This is a genomic window from Acetobacter sp. (assembly GCF_052102375.1).
GTDB lineage: Bacteria > Pseudomonadota > Alphaproteobacteria > Acetobacterales > Acetobacteraceae > Acetobacter.
On record NZ_JBQDXI010000020.1, the window covers coordinates 15,335 to 41,429 of the forward strand.

A 26,095-nucleotide genomic window follows, 5' to 3' on the forward strand; every position below is an offset into this window, starting at 1 on the left:
AAAGGCCTGATGAACAGTGGATAGTGAATTTTTGCCAGAAACAGATACCGATGAAAAAGGCCCCCAGCGGCGTTGTGCCGTGACACGGCAGCAGGGTAGGCCTACTGAAATGGTTCGTTTCGTGGTATCACCATCCTCTGTTATTGTCCCTGATCTGGATGCAAAACTTCCCGGACGGGGAATATGGTTGAGTGCCCAGCGGGATGTGATAGAACAGGCCCGCACGCGCGGAGTGTTTGCGCGGGCTGCACGCTGTCAGGTACAGGTGCCGGATGATCTGGTCTCCCAGATAGAAGCCGGTCTGCACCGGCGCATGATAGACGTTTTAGGGCTGGCACGGCGTGCCGGGCAGTCCGTAAGCGGTTTTATGAAGGTGCGGGAACTGGTAACGCGGCGTCAGGCTGCTGTTATCATTCACGCATCGGATGGAAGCGGGGATGAGCTGGGCCGGCTGGTGTCGGGTGCCAGGAATTTACCTGTGATTGAGGTGCTTTCAGCTCAAGATCTGTCAAAGGTTTTTGGGCGGGAGCGTGTTGTAAACGTAGCATTGGTACCAGGAGGTCTGGCCTCCCGCCTGTGCTGCGAGAATGAGCGTTTTTCGGGGGTTGCCCAAGGTGGCTCTCGGGTTCGTCGGACCTTTCCGGCGGATGGGTTTGAACAGGCGGGTCAATGAGCGAAGGCAAGGATCAGGATCAGGGCAAGGGGCGTTTGTCCCTACGGCCGGCAGGACGTACGGACGTCGGACGGACGGTTGATGCCGGGTCCGTGCGGCAGAGTTTCAGCCATGGCCGCTCCAAGGTCGTGCAGGTTGAGGTGCGCAAAAAGCGTGGCCCTGGCGCTGGCGGTGGAGCAAATGGCCGTGGCGCTGGTGGACGTGCAGGGGGCGGTCGCACCCTGACGGCTGCTGAGCTGGCAATTCGCCAGCGCGTGCTGCAGGAACAGAAAAAAGCGGCTGAAGAAGCCGAACTGCGTGAAGCTGAACGGCGCGAGCAGGAAAAGATTCAAATTCTTTCCGCCGCTGAAGAAGCCCGCCGTCGTGAAGAAGACGAAAAGCGTGCCGCTGAAGAAGCTGCTGCAGCTAAAGTTGCAGCAGATGAAGCTGAGCGTAAAGAACGTATCGACGCTATAAAGCCAATCGAATCAAAAGGTCCGGTTGTTTCTTCCGTGCCGATTCCTGGTGAAGTGACGCTGGCACCGCCTGTTAGCCGCCTTACGCCTCTGGCCGAACGCGCTATCATGCCTGCCAAACCCCTTAAGCCAGCAGCGCCACGCCCGCAGCCTAAAGCTGCTGCCGCTGAACCTGCCGCTGCCCAGACTCTGCGTCTGCGTGGCCGTGGTGCAGAGGGTGAAGATGAACCGCGTCGCAGCAGTGGTCCGGCTCGCCGCCCAGGTGGCAACAGTGGTGTGCCCCCGCGTAAAAACGCCGGGTCTCGCAAGGCTGATGGTGGTGGACGTCGTACAGGCCGTATTGACGTGCAGGCCGCCATTGAAGGTGATGACGACAAGACGCGTTCACTCGCTTCTGTCCGTCGCCAGCGTGAGCGTGAACGTCGTCAGGCTGAGCTTGAACGCCTGCGTGCTGATCAGGTCCGCGTTGTGCGTGATGTGGTCCTGCCTGAAACCATCACGGTGCAGGAACTGGCAAACCGTATGGCGGCCCGTCAGGGTGAAGTTATCAAGGCACTGATGAAAAACGGTGTCATGGCAACGGTTACTCAGACCATTGATGCTGATACGGCTGAACTGATCATTGAAGAATTCGGCCACCGTGTGCGCCGTGTTGCTGAAAGTGACGTTGAGCTTGGCATTGAAGGTGTGGAAGATCAGCCCGAAGAACTGCTGCCACGGCCACCCGTTGTTACCATCATGGGACATGTTGACCATGGTAAAACCTCTCTGCTTGACGCACTGCGCACCACAGACGTGGCAGCAGGCGAAGCCGGTGGTATTACCCAGCATATTGGTGCCTATCAGGTAACACTGGCTTCTGGTGCCAAAATCACCTTCCTTGATACGCCGGGACATGAAGCCTTCACGTCCATGCGTGCGCGTGGCGCGTCTATTACAGACGTGGTGGTGCTGGTTGTTGCTGCTGATGACGGCGTCATGCCGCAGACAATTGAAGCCATTAAGCATGCCAAGGCTGCTAATGCGCCGATTATTGTTGCCATCAACAAGATCGACAAACCTGGTGCAAATCCGGACCGTGTTCGTCAGGACCTGTTGAGCCACGATATTGTTGTGGAATCCCTGAGCGGTGACGTGCAGGACATTGAAGTGTCTGCAAAGAAACGCGAAGGCCTCGACAAGCTTGAAGAAGCAATCCTGCTTCAGGCTGAAATTCTGGACCTGAAGTCAAACCCGGATCGTTCTGCCGAAGGTGCTGTGATCGAAAGCCGTCTGGACCGCGGTCGTGGTTCTGTGGCGTCTGTACTGGTGCAGAAAGGGACCCTGCGTAAAGGTGACATTGTTGTTGCCGGTGCTGAATGGGGCCGTGTTCGTGCGCTGGTTGATGACCGTGCCCGTCAGGTTGAAGAAGCAACGCCTTCCATGCCGGTGGAAATTCTTGGCCTTACAGGCGTGCCCTCTGCTGGTGCACCGTTTGTTGTGGTTGAGAACGAAAACCGCGCCCGTGAAATTTCTGAGTTCCGTCAGCGTAAGCTGAAAGAACATCAGGTTGCCGGGCAGGTTGCTGCACGTGGTACGCTGGACCAGATGCTGGCCCGTATTCAGGCTGGTGTGCAGAAAGAAGTTGCTGTTCTTATCAAAGCTGACGTTCAGGGTTCTGCAGAAGCATTGCAGGCCTCTGTGCTCAAGCTGGCACATGAAGAAGTTGGTGTGCGCGTTCTGAACGCCACGGTAGGCCAGATCACAGAAAGTGATGTGCAGTTTGCCAAGGCATCTGATGCCCTCATCATCGCCTTTAACGTGCGTGCAACAGCTCAGGCCCGCACCCTTGCCCAGCGCGAAGGTGTGGAAATTCGCTACTACTCCATTATCTATCAGGTAACGGACGATGTAGAGCAGCTTGTCCGTGGCAAGATTGCGCCGAAGCACCGCGAAAAGTTCCTTGGTTACGCAGAAATCCGTCAGGTTTTCAACATCACCAAGGTTGGCAAAGTGGCCGGTTGCTACATTACGGAAGGCGTTGTCAAACGCGGCTGTGGTGTGCGCTTGCTGCGTGACGGTGTGGTTATTCACGAAGGTGACCTCAGCCAGCTCAAACGCTTCAAAGACGATGTCAAAGAAGTGGCTAAAGGCTACGAATGTGGTCTTTCCTTTGCAGGGTATAATGACCTGCGCGAAGGCGACGTGGTTGAGTGCTTCGAAAGTGAACTGGTGCCTGCATGAGCCGCCGCAACGGATCAGGCAAGGCAGCACTGAATGGACCGGCGGGATATCTCGCCGGTCTTTCACCATCAGGGCCGTCTCAGCGCCAGCTTCGGGTTGGAGAAGAAGTAAGGCGGGTTCTGGCAGAGTTGTTTGCCCGTACCACCTTTCGCGATCCGGAACTGGCAGATGCACGTGTTACCGTGACAGAAGTACGGCTTTCACCAGACTTCAAACACGCCACGGTTTTCGTCGCGCGGTTGGGGCGGAGTGATATTGAAGTTCTTCTTCCCGGCTTGAAGCGTGTTGCGCCGTGGTTGCGGACGCAAATGTCGCATAAACTGCGGTTGCGCGTAGCGCCAGAGCTGCATTTCCAGCCAGATACAGCGCTTGATTATGCCATGTATATGGATACGCTTCTCAAGTCTCCCGACGTGAAGAGAGATCTTGAGGCAGAAGAGAACAAGGCTGAGGACGACTCCGAGCACTAAGCGGGGTTATTCTCAAAGCTAGCCTAGAATAAAGCGGCTGATATGGCGCATAATGCTGCCGTATCAGCCGCTTTTTTTTATGAGTCGCGCGGCGGCTGAGTCATGGTGCCTTTCCAACCTGCCACGACGGGGCGAATGGCAAAATTACTCTGGATACGTACAACACCGGGTAGTCGGGACAGTTCTTCTTTATGAATGCGCTCATAATCTGACATATCCTGCGCTTCAACACGCAGCAGGTAGTCTGCATCCCCTGTCATCAGGTAGCATTCTTTCACGTCCGGGCACTCACGAACCCTGCTTTCAAAGCGGCGGAGGCAGTCTTCTGTCTGTCTTTCCACGGTAATCTGGATAATTACGGTAGCCATGGCGCGGGTTGCGTTGCGGTCTACAACCGCCCGATAACCTTGAATAATTCCGTTTTTTTCCAACAGCTTGACGCGCCGCAAACAGGCGGAAGGGGAAAGACCCACCTTCTGGGCCAGCTCTGCATTGCTCATGCGTCCATCGTGCTGAAGATGGCGGATGATGGCGTCTGTAACCCGGTCGAAGATCATGAGGTGACTTTCGGCGTTTTACGCATAATATGCGAAAAATTTTCCTTATAGTGCATGATTATGCGATAAATGGGCAGGATATGCCATACTATTCCTGCTAAAGTTTTTAAATCGAAACAGTGTGAGTGCACCGTTTATGTCTTCATCCATTGCCGCATCGTGGCCTGCCTCCAGAGCGGGTGCTGTCCTGACAGTTGATCTTGCAGCCATTGCTGCAAATTATCGGTTTCTGGCGGAAAAAGTGGGCAACGCAACCTGTGCTGCGGTGGTGAAGGCAGACGCTTACGGCCTTGGGGCTGCACAAGTTGCCCCAGTGCTTGAGCAAGCCGGTGCACGCGAATTTTTTGTGGCCCATGTTGATGAAGGACTCGCGCTTAAAGCGTTTGTCTCTCCGCATGTGCGGATTACCGTTTTGCATGGTGCGCGGCCTCATGCATTGAAAGACTGTGTGGCGGCGGGCTTGCGCCCTGTACTGAATTCTTTAGAGCAGGTGGCGCAGCTTCAAGCTTTTGCGCAGCAGACGGGTCAGAGGCAGGATGCCGTTTTACAGCTGGATACGGGTATGTCCCGTTTCGGGTTGTCAGGGCAGGATGTGGCACTGCTGGCTGAAAAACCAAGTTTGCTTGACGGTATTTCGCTCTCGCTCATCATGAGCCATCTGGCCTGTGCGGACACGCCGGATAATGAAGCCAATGTCCAGCAGCTTGAACGTCTTACAGCCTATGCTGCGCTTTTGCCCAAAGCCCCACTGAGCCTTGCAGCCTCTTCTGGTATTTTTATAGGGGACGCTTTTCATCGTAATCTGGTACGGCCTGGCGCTGCACTTTACGGCGTTGCCCCTAACCAGAACCAGCCCAACCCGCTCAGACCTGTTGTGCGGTTGCAGGCGCATGTTCTGCAAACACGCACCCTCTCAAAAAGGGACCGCGTAGGGTATGGGCTGAGTTGGCAGGCAGAGGGGCCGTGTCGGATTGCTACACTAGCCACTGGCTACGCAGATGGTTTTGCGCGCCAAGGGGCTGCAACCGGATGTGCGTGGTTCAAGGGCCACAGGCTGCCCATACTTGGCCGTATTTCAATGGATTCCATGACAGTTGATGTCTCGGCTCTTTCTGAGGACGCACTGGGAGCAGACACGCTGGTAGATCTGCTGAACGAGCAGTATGGCGTGGATGACGTTGCCGCAGCAGAAGGCACAATAGGGTACGAAGTTCTGACTTCCCTTGGGCGGCGCTACCATCGTGTTTATCAGAACACACCGTCCATCTCCTGATTAATAATTATAAAATAGGCGCTACAGGCATGAAAGTTCTTGTTCTTGGTGGTGGTGTTGTTGGGGTTACGTCTGCTTGGTATCTGGCAAAAGCCGGACACGAGGTGACAGTTATTGATCGTCAGCCCGCAGCGGGTATGGAAACCAGCTTTGCCAATGCCGGGCAGGTATCTCCGGGGTATTCTGCGCCATGGGCCGGACCGGGTGTGCCGCTTAAGGCCATAAAATGGCTGTCAATGGCGCATAGGCCATTTGTATTCTGGCCTATGCCAGACCCACATTTGTGGAAATGGCTGATGCAGATGCTGGAAAACTGCACCACTCCAGCCTATGACCGTAACAAGGGCCGTATGGTGCGGCTGGCAGAATATAGCCGCGATGTTATGTGCGATTTACGCAAAGAGGTGGGCATCCATTATGATGACCGCCAGCAGGGCACATTGCAGGTTTTCCGTACACAAAAGCAGCTTGACGGTGCCGCGTTGGATATTGCTGTGCTGAAGCAATATCAGGTGCCGTACGAGGTGCTGGACCGTGAAGGTTGTATCAAGGCGGAGCCGGGTCTGGCCGATGCTGCCCAGAAAATTGTTGGCGGTCTGCGCCTGCCCGGTGACGAAACCGGGGATGCTTTCCTGTTTACGCAGCGTCTGGCTGCTATGGCGGAACAGGAAGGGGTGACGTTCCTGTATAATACCAAAATAAAGCAAATTTTGTCTGATACGGGACGTGTAACGGCGGTAGAAACCAGCCGTGGCGTCATGACAGCAGACTCTTACGTGCTGTCTTTGGGAAGTTTCTCGCCTGAACTGGCGCGACCGTTGGGAATGGACCTGCCAATCTATCCGGTAAAAGGCTATTCCTTGACCGCTGCTATTACGGATGCTGACCGTGCTCCAGTCTCCACCGTTATGGACGAAACCTTCAAGATTGGTATTACCCGCCTTGGTGACCGTGTGCGTGTTGGGGGTACTGCGGAGTTGGCAGGGTTCAGCAAACGGTTGCGCAAACCCCGGCGTGATACGCTTGAGCACTCTGTAACAGATTTATTTCCGAATTGCTGCGATGTGCCCGGCGCAACATTCTGGACGGGTTTACGGCCCATGACCCCCGATGGCACCCCTATTATCGGGCGTACAAAGCTTGAAAATCTGTTTTTAAATACGGGTCATGGTACGCTGGGTTGGACGATGGCGTGTGGATCCGGCCGGGTTCTGGCGGACATTATGTCTGGAAAAAAGCCTGATATTGCCTATGAAGATCTTAATGTGTTCCGGTACACACGCGCCTGATATCTGGCGTTTTACCGTGGCTGGAGCCTGCAAAACCAAGTGGGCACAGTGTCTGTAACTGGTTTTGTGTAGGCGCACCGGCACAACAGTATCCTGACAGGGTTATCGCTCTGTCATGGATATGCCTCCTTTGCATGATGATGTTATGACTGAAAGAACGGTCTGACATTCAGGAAAAGGCACGCGGCACACGATATGATAAAACAGCGCTTCTTTAGTCACTCTGTTCTGTCTCATAGTTTGTGGCAGCGTTTTTATGGTTCGGCTTTGGGTGTTGGTTGCTCTTTTGTAGCTGTTTCAGCTTTAGCGGCAGGTGTTGTGGGGAATGCTCATGCAACCACAGCCCCACAGAGCGCCCCGCAGCCCCATGCAGTTGTTAAAGCAGCAAATGAGTTTGCTCTGACATCGTCTGACATGGCTTTGTTGGATGATCTGGAACACCGCACATTTCAATGGTTCTGGGAGGCAGGAGACCCGCGTACAGGCTTGGTGCCAGACCGCTATCCCTCGGACCAGACGCAGGCCAGCGTGGCATCCATTGGCTTTGGTTTGACAGCCTATGGCATAGGCGCTGAGCGCGGATACATTACCCATGCACAGGCTGTTGAGCGCACACTGACCACTCTGCGTTATCTTAGCAGTTTGCCGCAGAATGATACGCCTGACAAAGCTTCAGGATATCACGGCTTCTTTTATCATTTCCTTGATCGTAATACGGGCCTGCGGTTTAATAAGGATATTGAACTGTCCAGCATTGATACGGCTTTGCTTATGCAGGGTATCTTGTTCACGGAAAGCTATTATACGGCAGATACGGCGCAGGAGCGTGAAATACGCACACTGGCCAACACGCTGTATCAGGATGTGGACTGGCCTTGGTTGCGTCGGCCAGACCAGAGGCTGAGCATGGGGTGGTCTCCTGAGCACCAGCTTCTTCCTAATTACTGGGAAGGCTATAGTGAGGGCATGATGGCCTATGTTCTGGGCCTTGGTTCAACCAAACATCCGCTGCAACCCGCGTCCTGGCAGGCGTGGCTGACCACAAACGATAAACGGTGGGGCGAGTACTATGGTCAGACCCTCCTGAATTTTGCACCCTTGTTTGGCCATCAATACAGCCATTCATGGATTGATTTTCGGGGTATTCAGGATGACTGGAACCGCGAAAAGGGCATTGATTATTTCGAAAATAGCCGCCGCGCGGTGTATGCGCAGCGCTCTTACGCCATTGCCAATCCCGGTAAATGGCAGGATTACGGGCCAGAGGTGTGGGGTCTGACAGCCAGTGACGGGCCGGGCGAGCTGACAGAAGTGCAGAATGGCATAACCCGCCACTTCCTCTCTTATGCTGCACGTGGCGCTGGTCGTGACTATACGCAGGATGACGGGACCATTGCCCCAACAGCAGCTGGTGGCGCCGTTGCGTTTGCGCCGGAAATTGCAATTCCCGCCCTTAAGGAAATGAAGCGTCGGTATGGGAAAAGCATTTACGGGCAATATGGGTTTGTGGATGCGTTCAACCCAAGTTTCCACCATAACAACCAGAAACTCTGGTCAGACACAGCGTATCTGGGGATAGATCAGGGACCAATCCTGCTTATGCTGGAAAACAGACGCAGCGGGTTTGTCTGGTCTGTCATGAAACGTAATGCCTCTATTCGGAATGGGTTGGAGCGGGCAGGGTTCCGTGGCGGGTGGCTGGGAAATGGCCCCGCGGCAGCCACACCAATTGCGGCCCCAACTGATAAGGCTGCTGATGCCCATCAGGCCGGATAGGCTGAGGGGCGCAGCATAAAAGAAAAAGGCCTGCCGGGTTTTAGTGCCGGGCAGGCCTTTTTTCTTATCCTTGGTAGGACGCTATTTCTATCAGGTTCTGGTCAGGGTCATGGCAATAGACTGATGTAATCGGGCCGAGTGCGCCCAAGCGCGCGACTGGTCCTTCTACCAGAGAGACACCACATTTTTTTAAATGTTCCACCACGTCATCACTGGTGACGGCCGTGACAAAACACAGGTCATTGCCGCCGGGCAGGGCGTGTACGGCTGTATCCCAGCCGGAGGCATCCTGCGGGCGCAGGTTAAGCTTCTGGCCCCCAAAACGTAGGGCGGTGCGGTTGTTGCGCCCGTATTCCTCGCGCTCCATGCCCAGCACACGCTGGTACCAAGAGGCGGAAATATCAACGTCCCTAACGGTCAGGACAGCATGGTCCATCCGGTCAACGGTAAAGCGCATGAACAGCACGGCTCCTCTGGTTGGCCTGCCGGGCATAAGCCCGGTCAGGCTGCTGACGGGTTCAGCTTAATTCAGCGTAGAAGTCATTGCCCTTGTCGTCGATAACAATAAACGCAGGAAAGTTCTCAACCTCAATTTTCCACACGGCTTCCATACCAAGTTCAGGATATTCCAGCACCTCTACCTTGCGGATGCAGTCCTGAGCCAACCGTGCTGCCGGGCCACCAACGGAGCCAAGGTAAAAACCGCCATAGGTCTGGCAGGCATCCTTCACGGCTTTGGAGCGGTTGCCTTTGGCAAGCATGATAAAGGACCCGCCGTTGGCCTGAAGCTCAGCAACGTAGGAATCCATACGGCCTGCGGTGGTCGGGCCAAAAGAGCCGGTGGGCATGCCTTCCGGGGTTTTGGCCGGGCCTGCATAATAAACCGGATGGTCTTTCAGGTATTGTGGCAGACCTTCACCCCGGTCCAACCGTTCCTTGAACTTGGCGTGGGCAATATCACGCGCAACAACAACGGTGCCGGTCAGCGCCAGACGGGTTTTAACAGGATAGCGAGACAGCTCCTTGCGGATCTCATCCATCGGACGGTTGAGGTTGATCTGCACGGCCTCGCCGTCCAGATGCTCGTCCGTGGTTTCGGGCAGGAAGCGTGCAGGGTCATGCTCCAATTGTTCTAAAAAGAAGCCATCTGCTGTAATGCGGGCCTTGATCTGCCTGTCAGCCGAGCAGGATACTCCCATGCCCACCGGCAGAGAGGCTCCGTGGCGCGGCAGGCGAATAACGCGCACATCGTGACAGAAATATTTGCCACCAAACTGTGCGCCAATACCCAGTTTGCGGGTTAGGCCCAGAATTTTCTGTTCCATTTCTACATCACGGAAGGCGTGGCCGGTCGGGCTGCCGCTGGTTGGCAGGCTATCATACCAGTGGGTAGAGGCCAGCTTGACCGTTTTTAGCGTTTGTTCGGCTGACATGCCGCCAACGACAATGGCCAGATGGTAAGGCGGGCAGGCTGAGGTGCCGAGTGTCTTGATTTTTACGTCCAGCCAGTCAAGCAACTTCTGTTCAGACCCCAGCAGGGCGCGGGTTTCCTGAAACAGGAAGGTTTTGTTGGCAGAGCCACCGCCCTTGGCCACAAACATCAGGTCAAACTGTTCATCATGATGCGTGGCAGGGCTTGCAAAAATATCGCATTGTACTGGCAGGTTGGTGCCGGTGTTCTTTTCTTCAAACATGCTCAGCGGTGCCATTTGCGAATAGCGCAAATTGGTGCGGGTGTAGGTTTCGTACACACCTTTGGAGAAGGCGACTTCCTCGTCCCCTTCCACCCATACGCGCTGGCCTTTTTTGCCAAACACAATGGCGGTGCCGGTATCCTGACACATGGGCAGCACGCCCCCTGCCGCAATACACGCATTTTTGAGCAGGTCTAGCGCTACAAAGCGGTCGTTGTCCGAAGCTTCTGGGTCTTTGAGAATGCGGGCAAGCTGTTCCAGATGCTTGGGACGCAGATAGTGCGCCACCTCATGGAACGCCTGCGCAGTGAATTCTGTCAGGGCTTCTGGCGTAATGTGCAAAACGGTTTTGCCACCGAAGTGCGATGTGCTCACGCCCTCAATATCCACCTTGCGGTAGGTAGTTGTGTCTTCTCCCAGCGGGAAAACTGGCGTGTAGGTAAAAGCAGGCACAGGCGGGCGGGGGGGCTGGCTGTTCATGTGTGCATCATCTCCATGGCCGCGCCCCCTTGGTTCATGCGCCGGGGGCTTTAACCGGGTGATGGCCCTTTCTTACGAAAAGCGTCAAGACTCACCACCTGAGAAGAGGCATCACTTTCTGCTGTATCGTCCGCCGGGGCTGCTGCTTCCGGAGTGGTATCCGGTGCCTCAAGCTCCTCTTCGGGCTCACCGGCGGAGAAGTGCAGACTTAAGTGGATGGCCGGGTCAGCAAAGCCGGTAAAGGCCCGGATGGGTATGGTCAGGATAGAGCCAACGCCCCCGAAAGACAGCCCAACAGAGACAGTCCCAGCATCCCGGTCAACCTTGAGGTCCCAGAACTGGTGTTGCAGCACAATGGTCATCTCATGCGGGTATTGTGCACTCAACCGGGCAGGAATGTTTACGCCTGGCATGTCGGTCCGGAAGGTCAGGTAAAAGTGATGCTCGCCTTCAAACCCTTCGCGGCTGACATGGTCCAGTGCGCTGAGCATGACGGTGCGGTAGGCGTCTTCCAGCCACTTCTCGTAAGGCAGTTTGCTTTCCAGTGGGAAAACGCCGTCTTCGGGGGTGTTGTCGTGGTCGTCTGCCATGCCGACTCTCCTTGTTTGCGTGGCTGGGGGTTTGCCCTGCCATTGCTGTAACACATCTGGTGTCAGCCATGCGGGAAAGGCGGCGCAAGTGCAAGGGATGGAGGCGCAATTCTTTGCCTTCGCACAGCAGCGCTGACAAAAAAGCACAAACAGAAAAAACAACGGAGGGTGCGGGGAAAATGCAGATCACATAAGGTGGGAGGGCTTCTGTTGCCCGGTGCCCTCCCGAACCGCGCTTATCGCTTATGCAGCGACAGCGAGCACCTTTGTGTTATCATTGGCACTTGTAAGTTTAGCCCGATAACGGTGGTACAATACCGGGCAAAAGGAAGGTCTTTACCACGCGTGTCGAGCCTGTTTCGTCCCCATCTGTCCATGCTCGCAAAAGCCGGATTTTTATGGTGGAGACGCCGGGTACTGCCCCCGGGTCCACTACGCTTATTCCACGTTCCGTTTATCGCCATAGCCAAGGGGCAAGCCCCTCCTGCACCGACAAATATAGGAGCCGAGCACTGTTATGGCAAGGCCTGTCTTGCATGAGCATGCTGCTCGGCCAGAACCAGCAGGCGTTCAAGATCACTCACCGCAATGTCAAACACATCCTCAGCGTTTTCTAAAGCCGAGAGAACATCCTCCCGCTGAACATGGGGGCCAGTAGGAGGCTGAGGCGGCAGAGGGGCTGCCTTATGTGGGTAGGAGTGGCCTGAAAAGCGGTGGAACAGCAGGCCAACCCCAACCAGCACGGCAGAGTTCAGGCATACGGGAACAAAAGGAAAGGTCAGGACCGCTTGGAGATCCAGCGTTTGTGGATGGAGCAAGACGGCAGTGAGTGCGGCTGCCCCGCCGGGCGGATGAAGTGTACCAGTGGCGGCCATGGCTATGATGGCCAGCCCAACGGCTACTCCGGCTGCCAGAAGGGGGTTAGGGATCAACAGGCCAACCATAATGCCCAGCAGGGCTGAGAGCGTATTGCCGCCAATCACGGCACGCGGTGAGGCAAGCGGGCTGGCAGGTATGGCAAAGACCAGCACACTTGAAGCCCCGATAGGGGCGACAATTGCTGGCAAAGATGTGGGCACTACCCATCCCGTAACAGCCATAGCCACGATAATGGCAAGACATGCACCAAGGCCCGCAGCAATCATGAGGGGAGAATGTAAGGTTTTTTTCTTTAAAAGAGAGGAAAAATTATGAATATTTCTCAAGGAAAAAGACCATTTTAAGAAAAGAAACAATTTCATCGAGAAAAAAAGTATCGAAACTGCAATGTAAACTTTCTTTCCTGATGCTATGACATGTCATAGGCCAAGAGAGCTGTCCAAATAGTAAAAATTATCATGTAATAAAGAATAATTATGAGGAGTGATTTCCCGCCTTCCGCTTCTGCAATGCCCCGGTGTATAGGAGGGGACGTTAATTTGCCTGCGTTTGCGATAGGGGGAACACTATGCCACTGACTGATGCCCAGCGTGCGGAAATAGCCGCGCACGCCAAAGACTCCAGCCCTACGCGCCGTCCTACCGTACCTGCCCTTGAAGCCATGCTGTATGAAGCCCAGCCGGTGCTGGACCATGGGTTCCTGCGGGTGGTGGACTATATGGGGGATGACTCCGCAATTGTGCAGGCAGCGCGTGTGTCTTACGGGCGCGGTACGCGCAAGGTGTCTGAAGATGCAGGCCTGATCCGTTACCTGATGCGGCACCGCCACTCTTCACCGTTTGAAATGTGCGAAATCAAATTTCATGTGAAATTGCCCATCTTCATTGCCCGGCAGTGGATTCGCCATCGTATGGCAAGCGTGAATGAATATTCGGCCCGCTACTCCATTCTGGACAGTGAGTTCTATTTACCTGCACCAGAGCATATGGCAGCCCAGAGCGAAGTGAACCGGCAGGGCCGTGGTGATGTGCTGGACCCACAGGCCGCGGCTGAGGTGCTGGATATTCTGCGTAGCGACGCCATGCGTACCTACAGCAATTACGAAAAAATGCTGGATACGGAAGAAGGCCCCGGTCTGGCGCGTGAGCTGGCCCGCATCAACCTGACCGTGAACACGTATACGCAGTGGTACTGGAAGATAGACCTGCATAACTTCATGCACTTCCTAGCCCTCCGCCTTGACCCCCATGCCCAGTATGAAATTCGGGCCTATGCTGAAGTCATGCTTCAGGTTCTTCATGCGTGGGTGCCACAAGCTGCAACAGCGTTTGAAGAATATCGCCGTGGTGCGGTGACATTCTCTGCCAGCATGATGAAGGTTGTGCGCCGTATGCTGGCTGGTGAAACCGTAGAGCGTGAAGGCACGGGGCTGAGCAAGCGTGAATGGGATGAAATGATGGCAACGCTCAAAGGCTGAGCACGCCATTATGGCAGAAGGGGATGCAATGCCGCATCGTCATGATGACAAAGGGTCTGCTTCCCCTGTCGGGCTGGATGCGCTGCGGGATGACCCGCCGGTGCTGGAAGGGGAGATTCTTCCCCCCTCATCGCGCCTGCCGGGTTTTACCCCATTTGTGGTTGTTGCTGTGGTGCTGGTGCTTGCATGGTTAGGCTTATGGCTCAGCACCGCCAAAAATCAGCCTGTTAAGCATTTTCATCTCTGCGCTGCGGGCAGCGCGCAAAGCAGCACTGGTGTTTGTGTAGACTAAAAAGCCTACCGGCTACCGTGCCGCGCTACGCGGGAGCCTAAATTACCCAGTGCCTGCAACCCTGTTACCAGCACTATAAGTACCAGTACGACCCCGAGCATGACGGGTGTATTAAACCGCTGATACCCATAGCGGATGGCAAGGTCTCCCAGACCGCCAGCACCAATTGCCCCCGCCATGGCGGATGCGCCAACCAGCGTGACAAGTGTTACTGTAAAGCCGGAAATAAGGCCGGGCAGGCTTTCAGGGAGCAGTACATAGCGTACAACCATCCAGCGGGTGCCCCCCATGGCGCGGACTGCGTCTATCAGGCCGGGGTCAACTTCCCGCAGGGATACTTCTGCAATACGTGCAAAATAGGGAATGGCGGCAATGGCCAACGGCACAATTGCGGCAGTTGTGCCAAGGGACGTGCCAACGACATAGCGTGTAAAAGGGATGAGCAGAACAAGCAGAATAATAAAAGGCACGGCGCGAACTGCATCTGTCAGCAGCCCTAGCGGGCGGGACAGCCAAGGCATACGGCAGAGGCCGGAGGGGCCAGTCAGCATCATAAGCACAGCTAAAGGCAGGCCGCCTATGACAGCGAGAAGACCCGATGCCAGAACCATTTCCAGTGTCTCGGCAGTAGCGCGGAGTAAAAGATCAAGTATCAGACGGGACATAACCAATAACCTCAACGGATTGCGCCGTGGCCTGAAGAAGGGAGAGAGCATCCGGGGTGCTGGTGGAAAGCTGCACGATGGCTTCGAGTGCCTGTGTGCTGCCAGTCTGGCGTGTCTGGGCATCAAGCACGGTTGCCTGCACGGCGTGTGCGGCACTGTGTGACAGCAGAGGGCCTAGGAGGGTCTGAGTATCCAGTGTCAGCCGTAACACGGTATGGTCGCCTGCGCGGGCGGTCGAACTCAGGGCGGCGGGCAGGCGCAGGGGAGGGTCATTTTGCAAAACGCTGTCCGGCGTGCCGCGTGCAATGATACGGCCATGTTCCAGCACGACGACATGACGCCCCAACTGCCGCACTACATCCATTTCATGCGTAATGAAAACCAGTGTCAGCCCAAGGGTTTGGTTGATGTCTGATAAAAGTTTGAGGATGGAACTAGTGGTCTCTGGGTCCAGTGCAGATGTGGCTTCATCACACAGCAGAAGGGCCGGGTTGGCGGCCAGAGCGCGAGCAATACCAACACGCTGTTTTTGACCGCCAGAGAGCAGGGCTGGATATTTGCTGGCGTGGTCGCTCAGCCCCACAAGGTCCAAAAGTTCGGCAACACGTTTTTTGCGCTGGGGGGCGGGTGTGCCGGTAATTTCCAGCGGCAGGGCAATGTTGCTGGCAACTGTACGGGAGGAGAGAAGATTAAAATGCTGGAAAACAACACCAATTTTTCGGCGTAGCATAACAAGTTTTTTGTCTGGTACGGCCGCCAGATCTTCCCCTTCAAACAGGATGCGCCCGCTATCGGGGCGTTCCAACCCGTTAAGGCACCGCAGGAGGGTGGATTTACCCGCTCCGGACCGGCCTATAATGCCCAGACTGTCGCCTCGCTGCACAGTAAAGCTGATATTCTGCAAGGCGGTCTGGCCGCCAAATTGGCGGCTTATCTGTTCAACAACAAGAAGGCTCATGACCAGGCTGGCACAATGGCCCCATGATATACGTCAATGAGGGACTGGCGGACGTTGGGCTGGTGAAAGGCCGTTACCAGTGTTTGTACCCACGGTGCTTTCTGGTCAGCCTCATTAACCGCTATGAAACAAACATAGGGGTTGTGCTCCAGACTTTCCTGACCAATGCGCTCTTTCTCCACATCCACCCCGGCCTTCTTGGCCCAGTCGGTGTTGATAATGGCGCCATCCAAGTCAGGCAGAGCGCGTCCCACCACCCCGGCATCAAGTTCCTTGATGGTGATGTTGCGCGGGTTTTCGGTAATATCCAACGCGGTGGGCGTCAGGCCAGCCTCTTTTGAAATTTTGAGAAGGCCCAGCGTTTGGAGGAGCAGTAGCGCACGGCCTTCATTGCTCGGGTCATTGGGAACGCCAATGGTCGCGTTCTGCGGCAGGGCAGCGAGCTTCTTCCAGCGGCGGGAATAAAGACCGATAGGGGTAAAATAGGTGTCGCCTACAGGAACAATATGAAAATTCTTGGCATCATTCTGTGCTTTTAGAAAAGGCCCATGCTGGAAGGCATTGGCGTCCAACTCATGCTCAAAGAGGGCTTCATTCGGCGCATTATAGTCTGTGAAAGGAATGATTTTGAGCGTGAGGCCCGCTTTGGCCGCATTTTCAGCGGCCACGCGCCACACATCCTCATCTTCGCCGGACATGATGCCAATACGCAGGGTCTGGGGGGTGGCGGCCTGTCCTGCACGGCATAGCAATGGTGCGCTCCCAAGCAGAGCAAGGGCTGACCGACGGGAAAGAACAGAAAAGGACATGACGTACCGCCCTGTGAGATGGATTGGGTATAGATATAACGAAGGCGTTTGATTGAATGTAAGAGAATAACGATGTCAAGCGATATAAAGAAAATACATCATCATAACACGGAAAAAATAGTGGAAAATGCCGTACTCAGGGGGCCGTGCACCCCTCACATATTTGCCATGTAGCCAGATGCCTGCAACCAACGCGTGTTAAATGCCTTAACATTTCGTGCAAACAATACTGACGACTGGTATATGTTAGATGCCATTACGGTTTGAGTGGGATTGAGAGAATGCTTATTTTAAAACAGGTATCTGTGCGCTCTGTTGGGGCTCTGGCAGCAGTTATGGGGCTTCTGGCAACAGTAAGCCCGGCACAGGCGGACGACAGCCTGCGTGCAAAGCAGACAGCAGCCTGTAAAGGTGATGCCGTCAAACTCTGCACCTTCGCCATTCCCAACGAAGAAAAAATTACCCGTTGCATGGAAAAAAAGAAGGATAAGCTCAGCCCAAAATGCCGTGCTTTTTTTGACAAAGGCACAAGCGGCAAAAAAACAGCGGGCAAATAACACCCATTCTGCCAACGCCGCTCTCGCTAAGCTTTCTGGCTAGCGGGAGCGGCGTTTTTTTTAGGGTTACGCTCAGGGGGTCAGGCGGTCTTTCAAACTTTCCGCTGTAGCCTGTGCAATGCGGCGGAATGCCTGCGCGGCATCACTCTCTGGTGCGCTCGCCACGATAGGAGTGCCGTCATCACCACTTGAACGGATGGATGCCAAAAGCGGGACTTCTCCCAAAAAGGGTACTTGCAAGGCTTCAGCTTCCTTGCGGGCGCCGCCGTGCCCGAATAGCTCCGTATTATGCCCGCAGTTGGGGCAGCAGAAGTAGGACATGTTCTCAATCAGACCGAGAACAGGCACCTTCATTTTCTCAAACATGCTGACACCGCGGCGCGCATCAATCAGGGCAATGTCCTGCGGGGTGGAGACAATAACCGCCCCGGCCAGCGGTACTTTTTGCATAAGGGAGAGCTGGGCATCACCCGTACCGGGCGGCATATCGACAACCATGACATCCAGTGGTCCCCAATCCACATCAGTCAGAAACTGGGTGATGGCCCCCATAACCATGGGGCCACGCCAGATCATGGCCTGTTTTTCATCAACCAGCATGCCGATGGAAACAGCTTTCAGGCCCCATACCTCCAAGGGTTGCAGACGGCCTTGCAGCGCTACAGGTTTATTGGATGTGCCCAACATACGGTGCAATGAAGGGCCATAAATATCCGCATCCAGCAGGCCAACTTTCAGCCCCTGCTGCGCGAGTGCTACGGCAAGATTTGTCGCTGTGGTGGATTTCCCGACTCCGCCCTTACCGGATGCTACGGCAATAATGGCTTTTACGTCCGGCAATACCGGTGCGTTGGGGCCGGCCGGGGGGGCGCCGCCAAAGGGGCGATGCCCGCCGCCCGCCGCCGGGGCGGTGCGCCCCGGTGTGGGGGCTGCCGGGCCTGCGGGACGATGTGCGGTGAGGATCAGTGTTGCATCCTGCACACCGGGAAATTGTTTCAGGCGGAGGGCTGCCTCATCGCACAGGGGGGATAGGGCGGCTGCTTTTTCACGTGGAACGGAGAGAGCTACGGACAGCTTGCCCTCTTCCAGACGGAAGCCTTCCAGCTTGCCAAGGGCCAGCAGGGAATGGCCGGTCTGGTTGTCCAGTACGGAATCCAGAACCTTGGCGATATCATCATGATGCAGGGAAGGTGGGGTCTGGGTCACGGTATGAAGGTCCTGATGAAAAATGGGAGGCACAACTTGATAAGGAGAGTGTTGGCAACAGCAACAGGGCCCCTGCGTCAAGAGGCGGTGTAAGCAACTGCCTTGGTTCTGCCAGTTTTGTACTGCCAGTCATACAGCGTAAAGACAGCGGCAGGATTTTGCACGATATGGCAGACACCCCGTGTCGGGCAGAGTATAACAGCAGGTAGCCCACGCACCATTGGGGATAACGCGTAAGTTCATGACGGTACAGCACCACCCGCCAGTTGCGTCTCAACAGCCCTCTCTACCAGCCAAACCTGCGGTAAGTAGCAGCCGGGACCACCGCATAGACGCCGTGCGGGGGGTAGCGCTGCTGATGATGTTTGTGGACCATATCCCCCAAAGTCTGCTCAACCGTTTTACCATGCGAAATGTCGGGTTTGCCGATGCAGCGGAGGTTTTTGTGCTGCTCGCGGGCTATGCGTCATGGCTGGCTTACGGCCGTGGGTTCAGGAAGTACGGCACGGTGGAGTGCCTCAAACGGATCTATCGGCGCTGCCTTCAGCTTTATATCGGGCAGGCTATTATGGTGTTCGTGTCCGTTATCAGCATTCGGTTATGGCGGTCTTATACCCCTGTGCCGGTTGATTTTTTGGAGCCAGAGCTTGCTCACGGCCTTAGTTGGGTCTGGCGGGTCATGATGTTCGATGCCCTGCCAAGCAACCTGAATATTTTACCCCTTTATATTGTGCTGCTGGGCGGTTTTCCGGTGTTCTACCTGCTGATGCGTGCGCAGCGTTCCTTGGCTTTGCTTCTGTCAGGTGCGTTGTGGATGCTGGTTAATCTGGACCCCGGGCTGAATTTTCCTAACTGGCTTGACCCGGACGGCTGGTACTTCAACCCGCTGGCCTGGCAGTTCCTGTTTGCCTTGGGAGTGGCGGCCTCAGCCCAGACAGAGCAGCGCGGTGCGGACTTTCCCCGTATCAGGCCGCTGGTCTGGTTGTGTGGGACCTATCTTGTCTTTTCAGCGCTTCAGGCATTTCCGTGGGCACAGTGGCACCTGCCTGACCTGCGCCCCTTTGGGCAGATGACAACCCCAGAAAAAAGCTGGCTTTCCCCCCTACGGCTTCTGGATGTCATGGCCATTTTCTATCTGGTGCAGTCGTCAAACAGGGCGCGTGCATGGGCTGCCCAGTCTGCCACAGGGCAAATTCTGGCACGGGTTGGGCGGCACTCGCTGGAAATTTTTGTCGTGGGGACGTTGCTTGATCTGTACGCTCGGCTTGTCTTCAACACGTTTGGTGACGGCCTTCTGTTACAGGTGCTGGTCAATGTGACAGGCCTGACCATCCTGTTTGCTTTGGCTGCGTGGCTGGACAAGCGGCGTAGCCGCAGCAAACACGTGGCAACAGCTAAACTGTAATACGTTCAAGCGGTAAAGGCTGACGTCTGCTCCAGATCGTGCGATAGAGGAGGCTTCTATCGTGTCCGGATTAGTGAGAGTGATGTCACCCATGCGTCTGCCCGTTCGCCTTTTTTGCGCTGCGTCCCTGTCCTGCCTGCTGCTGGCAGGGGTTGCCAGCCCGGTCGTGGCCTGGGCCTCAGACTCCGCTGCTGCACCTGCTGCGGTCACTCCACCTGCTGCGGCGCCGGCTGTCAGTATGCGCCATGGTGTGCCAGACAGCTTTGCTGACCTAGCGGCCCGTCTGCTTCCAGCGGTCGTTAATGTGTCTACCACTCAGACAGTTAAAAGTGGCAGCACGGATGATGAAGACGATGAGGATGGAGGCGGGGATGACCAGCTGCCCCAGATGCCGAATTTCCCGCAGGGTTCACCCTTTGAGAAGTTTTTTCATGACTTCATGAACCGCCAGAGCAGCCCTGATGCGCCACCACGCCGGATGCAGGCGCTGGGGTCAGGCTTCATCATTGATGCCAGCGGCTATATTGTCACAAACAATCACGTTATTCGCCATGCAGATAAGGTGACAGTAACGCTACAGGACAACACGGTTCTGACTGCCAAACAGATTGGGCATGACGACCGGACAGACCTTGCTTTGCTAAAAGTAGAGAGCAAAAAACCTCTGCCTTTCGTGCATTTTGGGGATAGCGACAAACGCCGGGTAGGGGACTGGGTACTGGCTATTGGTAACCCGTTTGGTCTCTCCGGTACGGTGACGGCTGGCATTATTTCCTCCCGCGGGCGGAATATTGACCAAGGCCCGTATGATGACTTTATCCAGACAGATGCGCCCATCAATAAAGGCAACTCCGGCGGCCCACTTTTTGATATGGATGGCAATGTTATTGGTGTGAACACCGCCATTTATTCCCCCTCCGGTGGCTCGGTCGGGATTGGTTTTTCCATTCCCGCTAACGAGGCACAGGGTATTATTGACCAGTTGCGCAAAACCGGTAAGGTCTCTCGCGGCTGGCTGGGTGTACGTATCCAGAATGTGACGGAAGAGATTGCAGAAGGCCTGAACCTGACCCCTGCACGCGGTGCGCTTGTTGCCGGGGTTGAAAAGGACGGTCCTGCCGCCAAAGCCAAGTTGCAGACAGGGGACGTTATCCAGACCCTGAACGGTGTTGCCATTGAAGGTAAAGCCCTACCGCGCTTGTCCGCACAGTTGCCGGTGGGAGCGGTGGCGCATCTTGGCGTGTGGCGTCATGGCAAGGTGCTGGATCTGCCAGTGACCATTGCCGCGTTGCCAGAGGCTGCGGCTGAGCCAGAGAAGAAAGAGGCTCCAGCGGCAAAGAATGCCAAGGATGTCAGCTTTGCGGCTCTAGGATTCAGCGCTGGCCAGTTGGATGATGCAGCCCGCCAGAAATATAATCTGCCTGCAACCCAGAAAGGTGTGCTCATTACATCCGTCAAGGATGGTGGGCTGGCGTCTGACCGTGGCCTGAAAGAAGGCGACGTGGTGACAGAGGTGCAGCAGGCGGAAGTGACCACTCCGGCAGATTTGAAAAAACGGATTGAGGCTGCCCAGAAAGCAAAAAAGAAATCCGTTCTGCTGCTGGTGCACGATGCTGATGGCCTGCGTTGGGTACCCTTCCCGCTGAATGGGGATGACGCGCAATAGCACTGCGGAGCGCATAAGCGTTGCGTATTCCCACTTTCTCGCTCTCCGTGCCGTGGCTGGGTAATGCTACGGTACGGCAGACAATCCGCCTGCTGGTTTCTGTAGCTTTGGCAGGGCTGGTGGCGCAGCTTGCCCATTTGCAGGAACCCGGCTGGGCATTGATCACCGCCGTGATTGTGACCCAGAGCAGCATTACCGAGACCATGTCCAGCGGGCGGTATCAGCTTGTTGGCACACTGATCGGGGCTGTGGTGAGTGTGATCACGATTACCCTGATCGTGTTTCGTTTCCCCTTATGGTTTAGTTTTGGGGTGGTGTTTATACCGCTGGCAGTGCTGGCATCATGGCGGCCTAACACGCGCATGGCGCTTGTTACATTGATGATAGCGACTCTGTTCCCTACGCAGGATGACCCCTATCTTCGGCCGGTGGAACGTGTGCTGTCCATTCTGTTCGGCGTAAGCGTATCCATGCTGGTGTCTTACGTCGTGTTGCATGAACAGGCCCGGAGGGAGGCCTTCCGGAATGCAGCCGCTACCGTGCGTAAGATTGTCACTATTCTTGAGCAGGCCCGCACAGGCGCGTGTGACTGGGCGGCTATTCAGGACATGAATGATGAGTGTGCGGCCTCGTTACGCAAGGTGCAGGCGGCGGTAGAAGAAGCCCGCCGGGAGCGGTGGAAGCCACTTGAGCAACGCGACCCCATGCTGGCCGACTTGCCCAAAACACTGCGCCAGTTGCAGATGGACACGCTGATTGTTGCCAGAGCCATTATGCGCAGCCCGCCAACAGAGCATCAGGTTATAACGCAGGACACAAATGAGGCCCTGCGGGCTGCAATGCGCCGGGCTTTTGACTGGATTATCAGCCGGTGTGAAAAAGAAGCCATTGCCCGGTCTGGTGAAGAATACCGCGTGGCCGCAGGGGTTATCAGCGCCCTGCCAACCGAGGATGGGCAGACGGATGAGATTATTCGTTTTGTCCTCACAATTCTGCGTACTGACCTGATAGCCCTTATTAGGCTGTTGGGGGATGATGATACTGAACGTAGCTGAACCAGACAGACCAGTAAGGAGCTTGCCATGACATCCGCTTCCGCCAACCAAGTTGTAAGAGTGCACGAGACCGGAGGGCCAGAGGTTCTTCAGGTTGAAACACTTCCAATACCGCAGCCTGGTAAAGGGGAAGTGTTGCTGCGTCAGGTGGCACTGGGCGTCAATTTTATTGATACCTATTTCCGGAGCGGCCTCTACAAATTTCCCACTCTGCCAGCCATACCGGGCATGGAAGGGGCTGGGATTGTTGAAGCTGTGGGGGAAGGGGTAACAACCCTTAAGCCCGGTGCGCGTGTGGCTTATGCAGGGGTTCTGGGTGCTTATGCACACTACCGGACGATTGCCGCGGACCGTTTGGTTGAGATTCCAGAAAGCATCAGTTTTGAACTGGCGGCAGGCATTATGCTGCGTGGTTTGTCAGCGCATATGCTGCTCCGTCAGGTCTATAACGTCAAAAAAGGAGACCCCATTCTGGTGTATGCTGCTGCTGGAGGGGTGGGGCAGCTTATGTGCCAGTGGGGCAGGCATCTGGGTGCCCATGTTATTGGTGTAACATCCAGCCCAGAAAAGGCTGACATTATACGGGCCTGTGGCGCGGCAGACGTTATTGTCGGGACGGATACTCTGCCTGAGCAGGTGCGGCGTATCACCAACGGGGCCATGGTTCCGGTGGTCTATGACAGCGTGGGGCGGGACACGTTTGAAACAAGCCTGAACTGTCTGGCGCCACGCGGCCTTATGGTTAGTTATGGGAATGCCTCAGGTCCGGTTGAAAATTTTAATATTGCCGCCCTTAGCGCACACGGCAGTCTGTATCTGACCCGCCCAACCCTGATGACCTATATTGCCAAGCCACAGGAGTTGCAGGCTTCCGCCAAAGCCCTGTTTGAGGTTCTGGCGAAGGGTATTCTCAAACCCACTATTGGGCAGCATTTTGCCTTGGCGGAAACGGCACAGGCTCATGCAGCTCTTGAAGGGCGCAAAACGACAGGCAGCACAATTCTGACCCTGTAAAAGGCTATCTCAAAAGGTGCTTGGGTTGGTAAGGGGCGTCTGATTGTGCCTGAAAGCGGCCTGTTAAGGCTCAAGGGGTGCCGGCCGCACCTTAGTGTTGAACTTTTAAAAACACTCTGGGGTCTGGTGCAGCAGATGTATTGCCATTATGTCATGTGTGGACATGACGAGGGCGTCCAGATGCGGTAGGCTTGCCAAGTACGTTCTGGCCTCTCGGAACGTGACAGAATGACAAGGATAGTTAGCTATGAAAAAATGTCTTTCAAAATGCCCTAAATCCCCTTGTGCACGTGGCCTTATTCTTATCGGGCTGGTGGCAACGGTGGTTTACTTCTTTCGTAAAAAGAAGTGCTGCAACTAACAGTTGACCCAATTCAAAATTTGTATTTGGTGAGAGACGTTAACACCAAAGATAAAGTGACAGCCTGCCTGGTATAACTGGGCGGGCTTTTCTTCAGGAGCATCCGTTGGCCCCCACCGAAGTACAAAGCCCGCCGCCATCAGCAACCACACCTTCCACGGCAGACAATGCGGCGGTTGCCCCATCTGGTTCTGCTACGCCTGAGCAGCAGGCAGCCCCGGAGGCCCAGCAGCCTGTGGCACCGACAGGTAAGCCTGCCTATCTTAGTCCGCCAGACAAGCCGACTCAGGATGGCGGAAACGGCATTTTCTTTGACTTCAATTTAGGTGCCCGGGTTTTCCTGCCTCAGCGGACAGAGGGAAAGTGGCGCGTTACCCTGCGTGACCTCGATACCGGCAATATTCTATTCCAGAACGAGAATACCGGAGCCACCATTGCTTCAGCCAAACGTTATTATGTCCGTTTTGCTTTGGATGTCGTGGATATCAAGGCGGATGGCACAGAAACGGTTTGCCTAACCCATGAATATGATGCTCGTGACAAGGAGATTGTCATTCAGCTTCCTGTGGGAACATTGGGTGACACGCTGGCATGGTTCCCTTACGTCAGCCGGTTTGCAGAAGAACGGGGTGCACGCGTAACCTGCCTGCTGTCAGGGCTGATTTTACCGCTGCTTAAAGATAACTACCCACATCTACGCCTCATGACGTCAGACGATGCGGAGAAAGAAGGCGTTTGCGCTACAGCTTATGCCACTTACTGCATTGGTCTGTTTTTTGATGATGAAGCCAATATTCAGCAACCAACGGACTTCCGTTTTGTAGGGCTTCACCGCACAGCAGGGTATATTCTGGGTGTTTCCCCACAGGAAGAACCCACACGGCTGACGGCAGAAGATGACACACGACCAATAGAAGAAAAATATATCTGCATTGCCGTGCAGGCCAGCACACAGTGCAAATACTGGAACAACCCTACCGGATGGGCTGAGGTTATTACCTACCTCAAACAGCATGGTTACAGGGTTATCTGTATTGACCAGCGCCCAGTGCATGGCACGGGGATTGTCTGGAACCATATTCCGCATGGGGCAGAAGACCAGACAGGCAATCGGCCTTTATCCGAACGTGTGCGGTGGCTGAAACATGCGGAGGCTTTTATTGGCGTCAGTTCCGGTCAGGCATGGCTTGCATGGGGTGCAGGCACCAAGGTTGTCATGATCTCCGGCTTCACGCATCCCACCAACGAGTTTGATACGCCCTACCGGGTTATGAACTGGCACACCTGTAATTCCTGCTGGAATGACCCCCGTGTGCGGTTTGACCACAATAATTTCCTGTGGTGCCCCCGGCATGAAAACACGCCCCGCCAGTTTGAATGCTCGCGCCTGATTACCGGTCAGCAGGTTATTGGCCAGCTTCAGAAATTTGTGGAAGCCTAACTGCTGGAGTGTGTTGTTAATGATACAGAGCAATGCGTACCATTAAGTCCGTGTTATGCTGTAGTTTAGTAACCGACTGTTCTTCACTCTCGTGTCTGACGCCGTAAGCTGTTCAGACATTTTTTAAGAAAGGAAAAAGGCATTGCAGTCTCTCCTCTCCCGTCTTGCTTCTCTGGCCGCTGGTTCCGTAGCAGTTTGCACCCTTTCTTTAGGGGGTGTGGGGCTGTCTACGCAGGCTCATGCTCAGGCATCAGTGCTCCTGAAGCACCAGACCGCCCAAGCTGTGGTGGAAACTGTCGACCACGATGCGCGCGAGCTTCTGCTGCGCGAAGCCAATGGTCATCTGATTACGATTGAATATGGTTCTGCTGTACGGGACCTGCCGCGCGTAAATCCAGGCGACAAGCTGAGCATCAGTTTTGTGGAAACACTGGGTGCAGACCTCGCGCAGCCGGGTAGCCCGCTGCCAGAGTCAACGCTCACAACAGCTCGTGGGTATGTGCATGGGCATCCTCGTGGTGTTATCGCGTCTTTCCGTCGTGAACGTGCAAAAATTGAAACGATAGATCTGCCGACACATACCGTCTCCTTTGTAACAGAAGACGATACGTCTCACGTGGCCGTTCTGCGCACCAAAGCGATGCGGGATTTCCTGAGCACCCTGAAAGTTGGTGACGTTATTGATATTACCCGGATGGAATCCATCTCTTATATTATCAAAAACGATACGGTAGCTTCGCAGAATCCTGTTGCAGCCGGTGTGCAGTCTGATAGCGCAGCTCCAGCAGCTCCAGCAGCTCCAGCAGCTCCAGCAGCTCCAGCAGCTCCAG

The 26,095-nt window shown here is 55.2% G+C and carries 24 protein-coding genes and 1 other RNA gene; 15 read left to right on the forward strand and 10 right to left on the reverse strand.

All coding sequences use genetic code 11. From position 1 onward, the window contains the following. The first annotated feature begins 16 nt into the window (after positions 1–16). Genes ACTIDN_RS09510 through rbfA form a run of 3 tightly spaced genes read left to right on the forward strand, consistent with a single transcriptional unit; the run spans position 17 to position 3,821 of the window. Complete coding sequence (locus ACTIDN_RS09510) at positions 17–673, forward strand: RNA-binding protein (protein WP_441376850.1); 657 nt, start codon at positions 17–19, stop codon at positions 671–673. Continuing rightward, positions 670–3,351: a translation initiation factor IF-2 gene (gene infB, locus ACTIDN_RS09515; RefSeq protein ID WP_415508668.1), complete on the forward strand. Its 2,682-nt coding sequence runs from the start codon at positions 670–672 to the stop codon at positions 3,349–3,351. The genes ACTIDN_RS09510 and infB overlap by 4 nt, the downstream gene beginning before the upstream one ends. Further along, positions 3,348–3,821 (forward strand): 30S ribosome-binding factor RbfA, encoded by a 474-nt coding sequence (gene rbfA, locus ACTIDN_RS09520; protein WP_048837587.1) that lies wholly within the window; start codon positions 3,348–3,350, stop codon positions 3,819–3,821. The genes infB and rbfA overlap by 4 nt, the downstream gene beginning before the upstream one ends. A 77-nt stretch (positions 3,822–3,898) precedes the next feature. Here rbfA and ACTIDN_RS09525 read toward each other — a convergent pair whose 3' ends face one another. Next, the gene (locus tag ACTIDN_RS09525; protein WP_441376851.1) at positions 3,899–4,378 is read right to left on the reverse strand and encodes an Lrp/AsnC family transcriptional regulator; all 480 of its coding nucleotides are present in this window, start codon (positions 4,376–4,378) and stop codon (positions 3,899–3,901) included. Positions 4,379–4,514: 136 nt separating this feature from the next. Between ACTIDN_RS09525 and alr the strand changes: the two genes are divergently transcribed. From alr to ACTIDN_RS09540, 3 genes are all read left to right on the forward strand, one after another. Continuing rightward, on the forward strand, positions 4,515–5,651 hold the full coding sequence (alr, locus tag ACTIDN_RS09530; protein WP_441376852.1) for an alanine racemase: 1,137 nt from the start codon (positions 4,515–4,517) through the stop codon (positions 5,649–5,651). 29 nt (positions 5,652–5,680) lie between these two features. Continuing rightward, positions 5,681–6,940, forward strand: a complete 1,260-nt coding sequence (locus ACTIDN_RS09535) for a D-amino acid dehydrogenase (protein WP_415508664.1) — start codon at positions 5,681–5,683, stop codon at positions 6,938–6,940. Between the two features lie 195 nt (positions 6,941–7,135). Further along, positions 7,136–8,716: a glucoamylase family protein gene (locus ACTIDN_RS09540; RefSeq protein ID WP_441376853.1), complete on the forward strand. Its 1,581-nt coding sequence runs from the start codon at positions 7,136–7,138 to the stop codon at positions 8,714–8,716. Positions 8,717–8,780: 64 nt separating this feature from the next. On the opposite strand, the gene ACTIDN_RS09545 is transcribed toward ACTIDN_RS09540, so the two are convergent. The 5 genes from ACTIDN_RS09545 to ACTIDN_RS09565 form a co-directional block, all read right to left on the reverse strand. After that, positions 8,781–9,173 (reverse strand): VOC family protein, encoded by a 393-nt coding sequence (locus tag ACTIDN_RS09545; protein WP_415508681.1) that lies wholly within the window; start codon positions 9,171–9,173, stop codon positions 8,781–8,783. Between the two features lie 61 nt (positions 9,174–9,234). Beyond that, a complete protein-coding gene (locus ACTIDN_RS09550) occupies positions 9,235–10,890 on the reverse strand; it encodes a fumarate hydratase (protein ID WP_441376854.1) in 1,656 nt (551 codons plus the stop codon). Between the two features lie 50 nt (positions 10,891–10,940). Then, on the reverse strand, positions 10,941–11,480 hold the full coding sequence (locus ACTIDN_RS09555) for an SspB family protein (RefSeq protein ID WP_441376855.1): 540 nt from the start codon (positions 11,478–11,480) through the stop codon (positions 10,941–10,943). A 196-nt stretch (positions 11,481–11,676) separates the two neighbouring features. Continuing rightward, positions 11,677–12,008: a transfer-messenger RNA gene (gene ssrA / locus ACTIDN_RS09560) on the reverse strand. Then, positions 11,996–12,625, reverse strand: a complete 630-nt coding sequence (locus tag ACTIDN_RS09565; RefSeq protein WP_441376856.1) for an HPP family protein — start codon at positions 12,623–12,625, stop codon at positions 11,996–11,998. Before ACTIDN_RS09565 ends, ssrA begins: the two co-directional genes overlap by 13 nt. Positions 12,626–12,927: 302 nt before the next feature. Between ACTIDN_RS09565 and thyX the strand changes: the two genes are divergently transcribed. Further along, entirely contained in the window at positions 12,928–13,836 is a 909-nt protein-coding gene (gene thyX / locus ACTIDN_RS09570) for an FAD-dependent thymidylate synthase (RefSeq protein ID WP_415508868.1), read from the forward strand. A 28-nt stretch (positions 13,837–13,864) separates the two neighbouring features. Further along, positions 13,865–14,128, forward strand: coding sequence for a hypothetical protein (locus tag ACTIDN_RS09575; protein ID WP_415508867.1), 264 nt, complete (start codon positions 13,865–13,867; stop codon positions 14,126–14,128). A 5-nt stretch (positions 14,129–14,133) separates the two neighbouring features. Here the strand turns inward: ACTIDN_RS09575 and ACTIDN_RS09580 are convergent, their stop codons facing one another. Genes ACTIDN_RS09580 through ACTIDN_RS09590 form a run of 3 tightly spaced genes read right to left on the reverse strand, consistent with a single transcriptional unit; the run spans position 14,134 to position 16,560 of the window. Beyond that, the gene (locus tag ACTIDN_RS09580; RefSeq protein WP_441376857.1) at positions 14,134–14,793 is read right to left on the reverse strand and encodes a methionine ABC transporter permease; all 660 of its coding nucleotides are present in this window, start codon (positions 14,791–14,793) and stop codon (positions 14,134–14,136) included. Further along, positions 14,774–15,751: a methionine ABC transporter ATP-binding protein gene (locus ACTIDN_RS09585; protein WP_441376858.1), complete on the reverse strand. Its 978-nt coding sequence runs from the start codon at positions 15,749–15,751 to the stop codon at positions 14,774–14,776. The genes ACTIDN_RS09580 and ACTIDN_RS09585 overlap by 20 nt, the downstream gene beginning before the upstream one ends. After that, a complete protein-coding gene (locus ACTIDN_RS09590) occupies positions 15,748–16,560 on the reverse strand; it encodes a MetQ/NlpA family ABC transporter substrate-binding protein (protein WP_441376859.1) in 813 nt (270 codons plus the stop codon). Before ACTIDN_RS09590 ends, ACTIDN_RS09585 begins: the two co-directional genes overlap by 4 nt. 335 nt (positions 16,561–16,895) lie before the next feature. Between ACTIDN_RS09590 and ACTIDN_RS09595 the strand changes: the two genes are divergently transcribed. Next, positions 16,896–17,117 (forward strand): hypothetical protein, encoded by a 222-nt coding sequence (locus ACTIDN_RS09595; protein ID WP_415508871.1) that lies wholly within the window; start codon positions 16,896–16,898, stop codon positions 17,115–17,117. Between the two features lie 72 nt (positions 17,118–17,189). On the opposite strand, the gene ACTIDN_RS09600 is transcribed toward ACTIDN_RS09595, so the two are convergent. After that, positions 17,190–18,323 (reverse strand): P-loop NTPase, encoded by a 1,134-nt coding sequence (locus ACTIDN_RS09600; RefSeq protein WP_441376860.1) that lies wholly within the window; start codon positions 18,321–18,323, stop codon positions 17,190–17,192. Between the two features lie 241 nt (positions 18,324–18,564). Between ACTIDN_RS09600 and ACTIDN_RS09605 the strand changes: the two genes are divergently transcribed. From ACTIDN_RS09605 to ACTIDN_RS09630, 6 genes are all read left to right on the forward strand, one after another. Continuing rightward, on the forward strand, positions 18,565–19,728 hold the full coding sequence (locus tag ACTIDN_RS09605; protein WP_441376861.1) for an OpgC family protein: 1,164 nt from the start codon (positions 18,565–18,567) through the stop codon (positions 19,726–19,728). 91 nt (positions 19,729–19,819) lie between these two features. Beyond that, complete coding sequence (locus ACTIDN_RS09610) at positions 19,820–21,394, forward strand: DegQ family serine endoprotease (protein ID WP_441376862.1); 1,575 nt, start codon at positions 19,820–19,822, stop codon at positions 21,392–21,394. A 26-nt stretch (positions 21,395–21,420) separates the two neighbouring features. After that, positions 21,421–22,449, forward strand: a complete 1,029-nt coding sequence (locus ACTIDN_RS09615; protein WP_441376868.1) for an FUSC family protein — start codon at positions 21,421–21,423, stop codon at positions 22,447–22,449. Positions 22,450–22,476: 27 nt separating this feature from the next. Then, positions 22,477–23,463 carry a quinone oxidoreductase family protein gene (locus ACTIDN_RS09620; protein ID WP_441376863.1) on the forward strand — a complete coding sequence of 329 codons (987 nt, stop codon included), beginning with the start codon at positions 22,477–22,479 and terminating at the stop codon, positions 23,461–23,463. Positions 23,464–23,930: 467 nt separating this feature from the next. Beyond that, a complete protein-coding gene (locus ACTIDN_RS09625; protein WP_441376864.1) occupies positions 23,931–25,265 on the forward strand; it encodes an autotransporter strand-loop-strand O-heptosyltransferase in 1,335 nt (444 codons plus the stop codon). A gap of 142 nt (positions 25,266–25,407) precedes the next feature. Then, positions 25,408–26,095: hypothetical protein (locus tag ACTIDN_RS09630; RefSeq protein WP_441376865.1), on the forward strand; the 688-nt coding region annotated here is incomplete at its 3' end.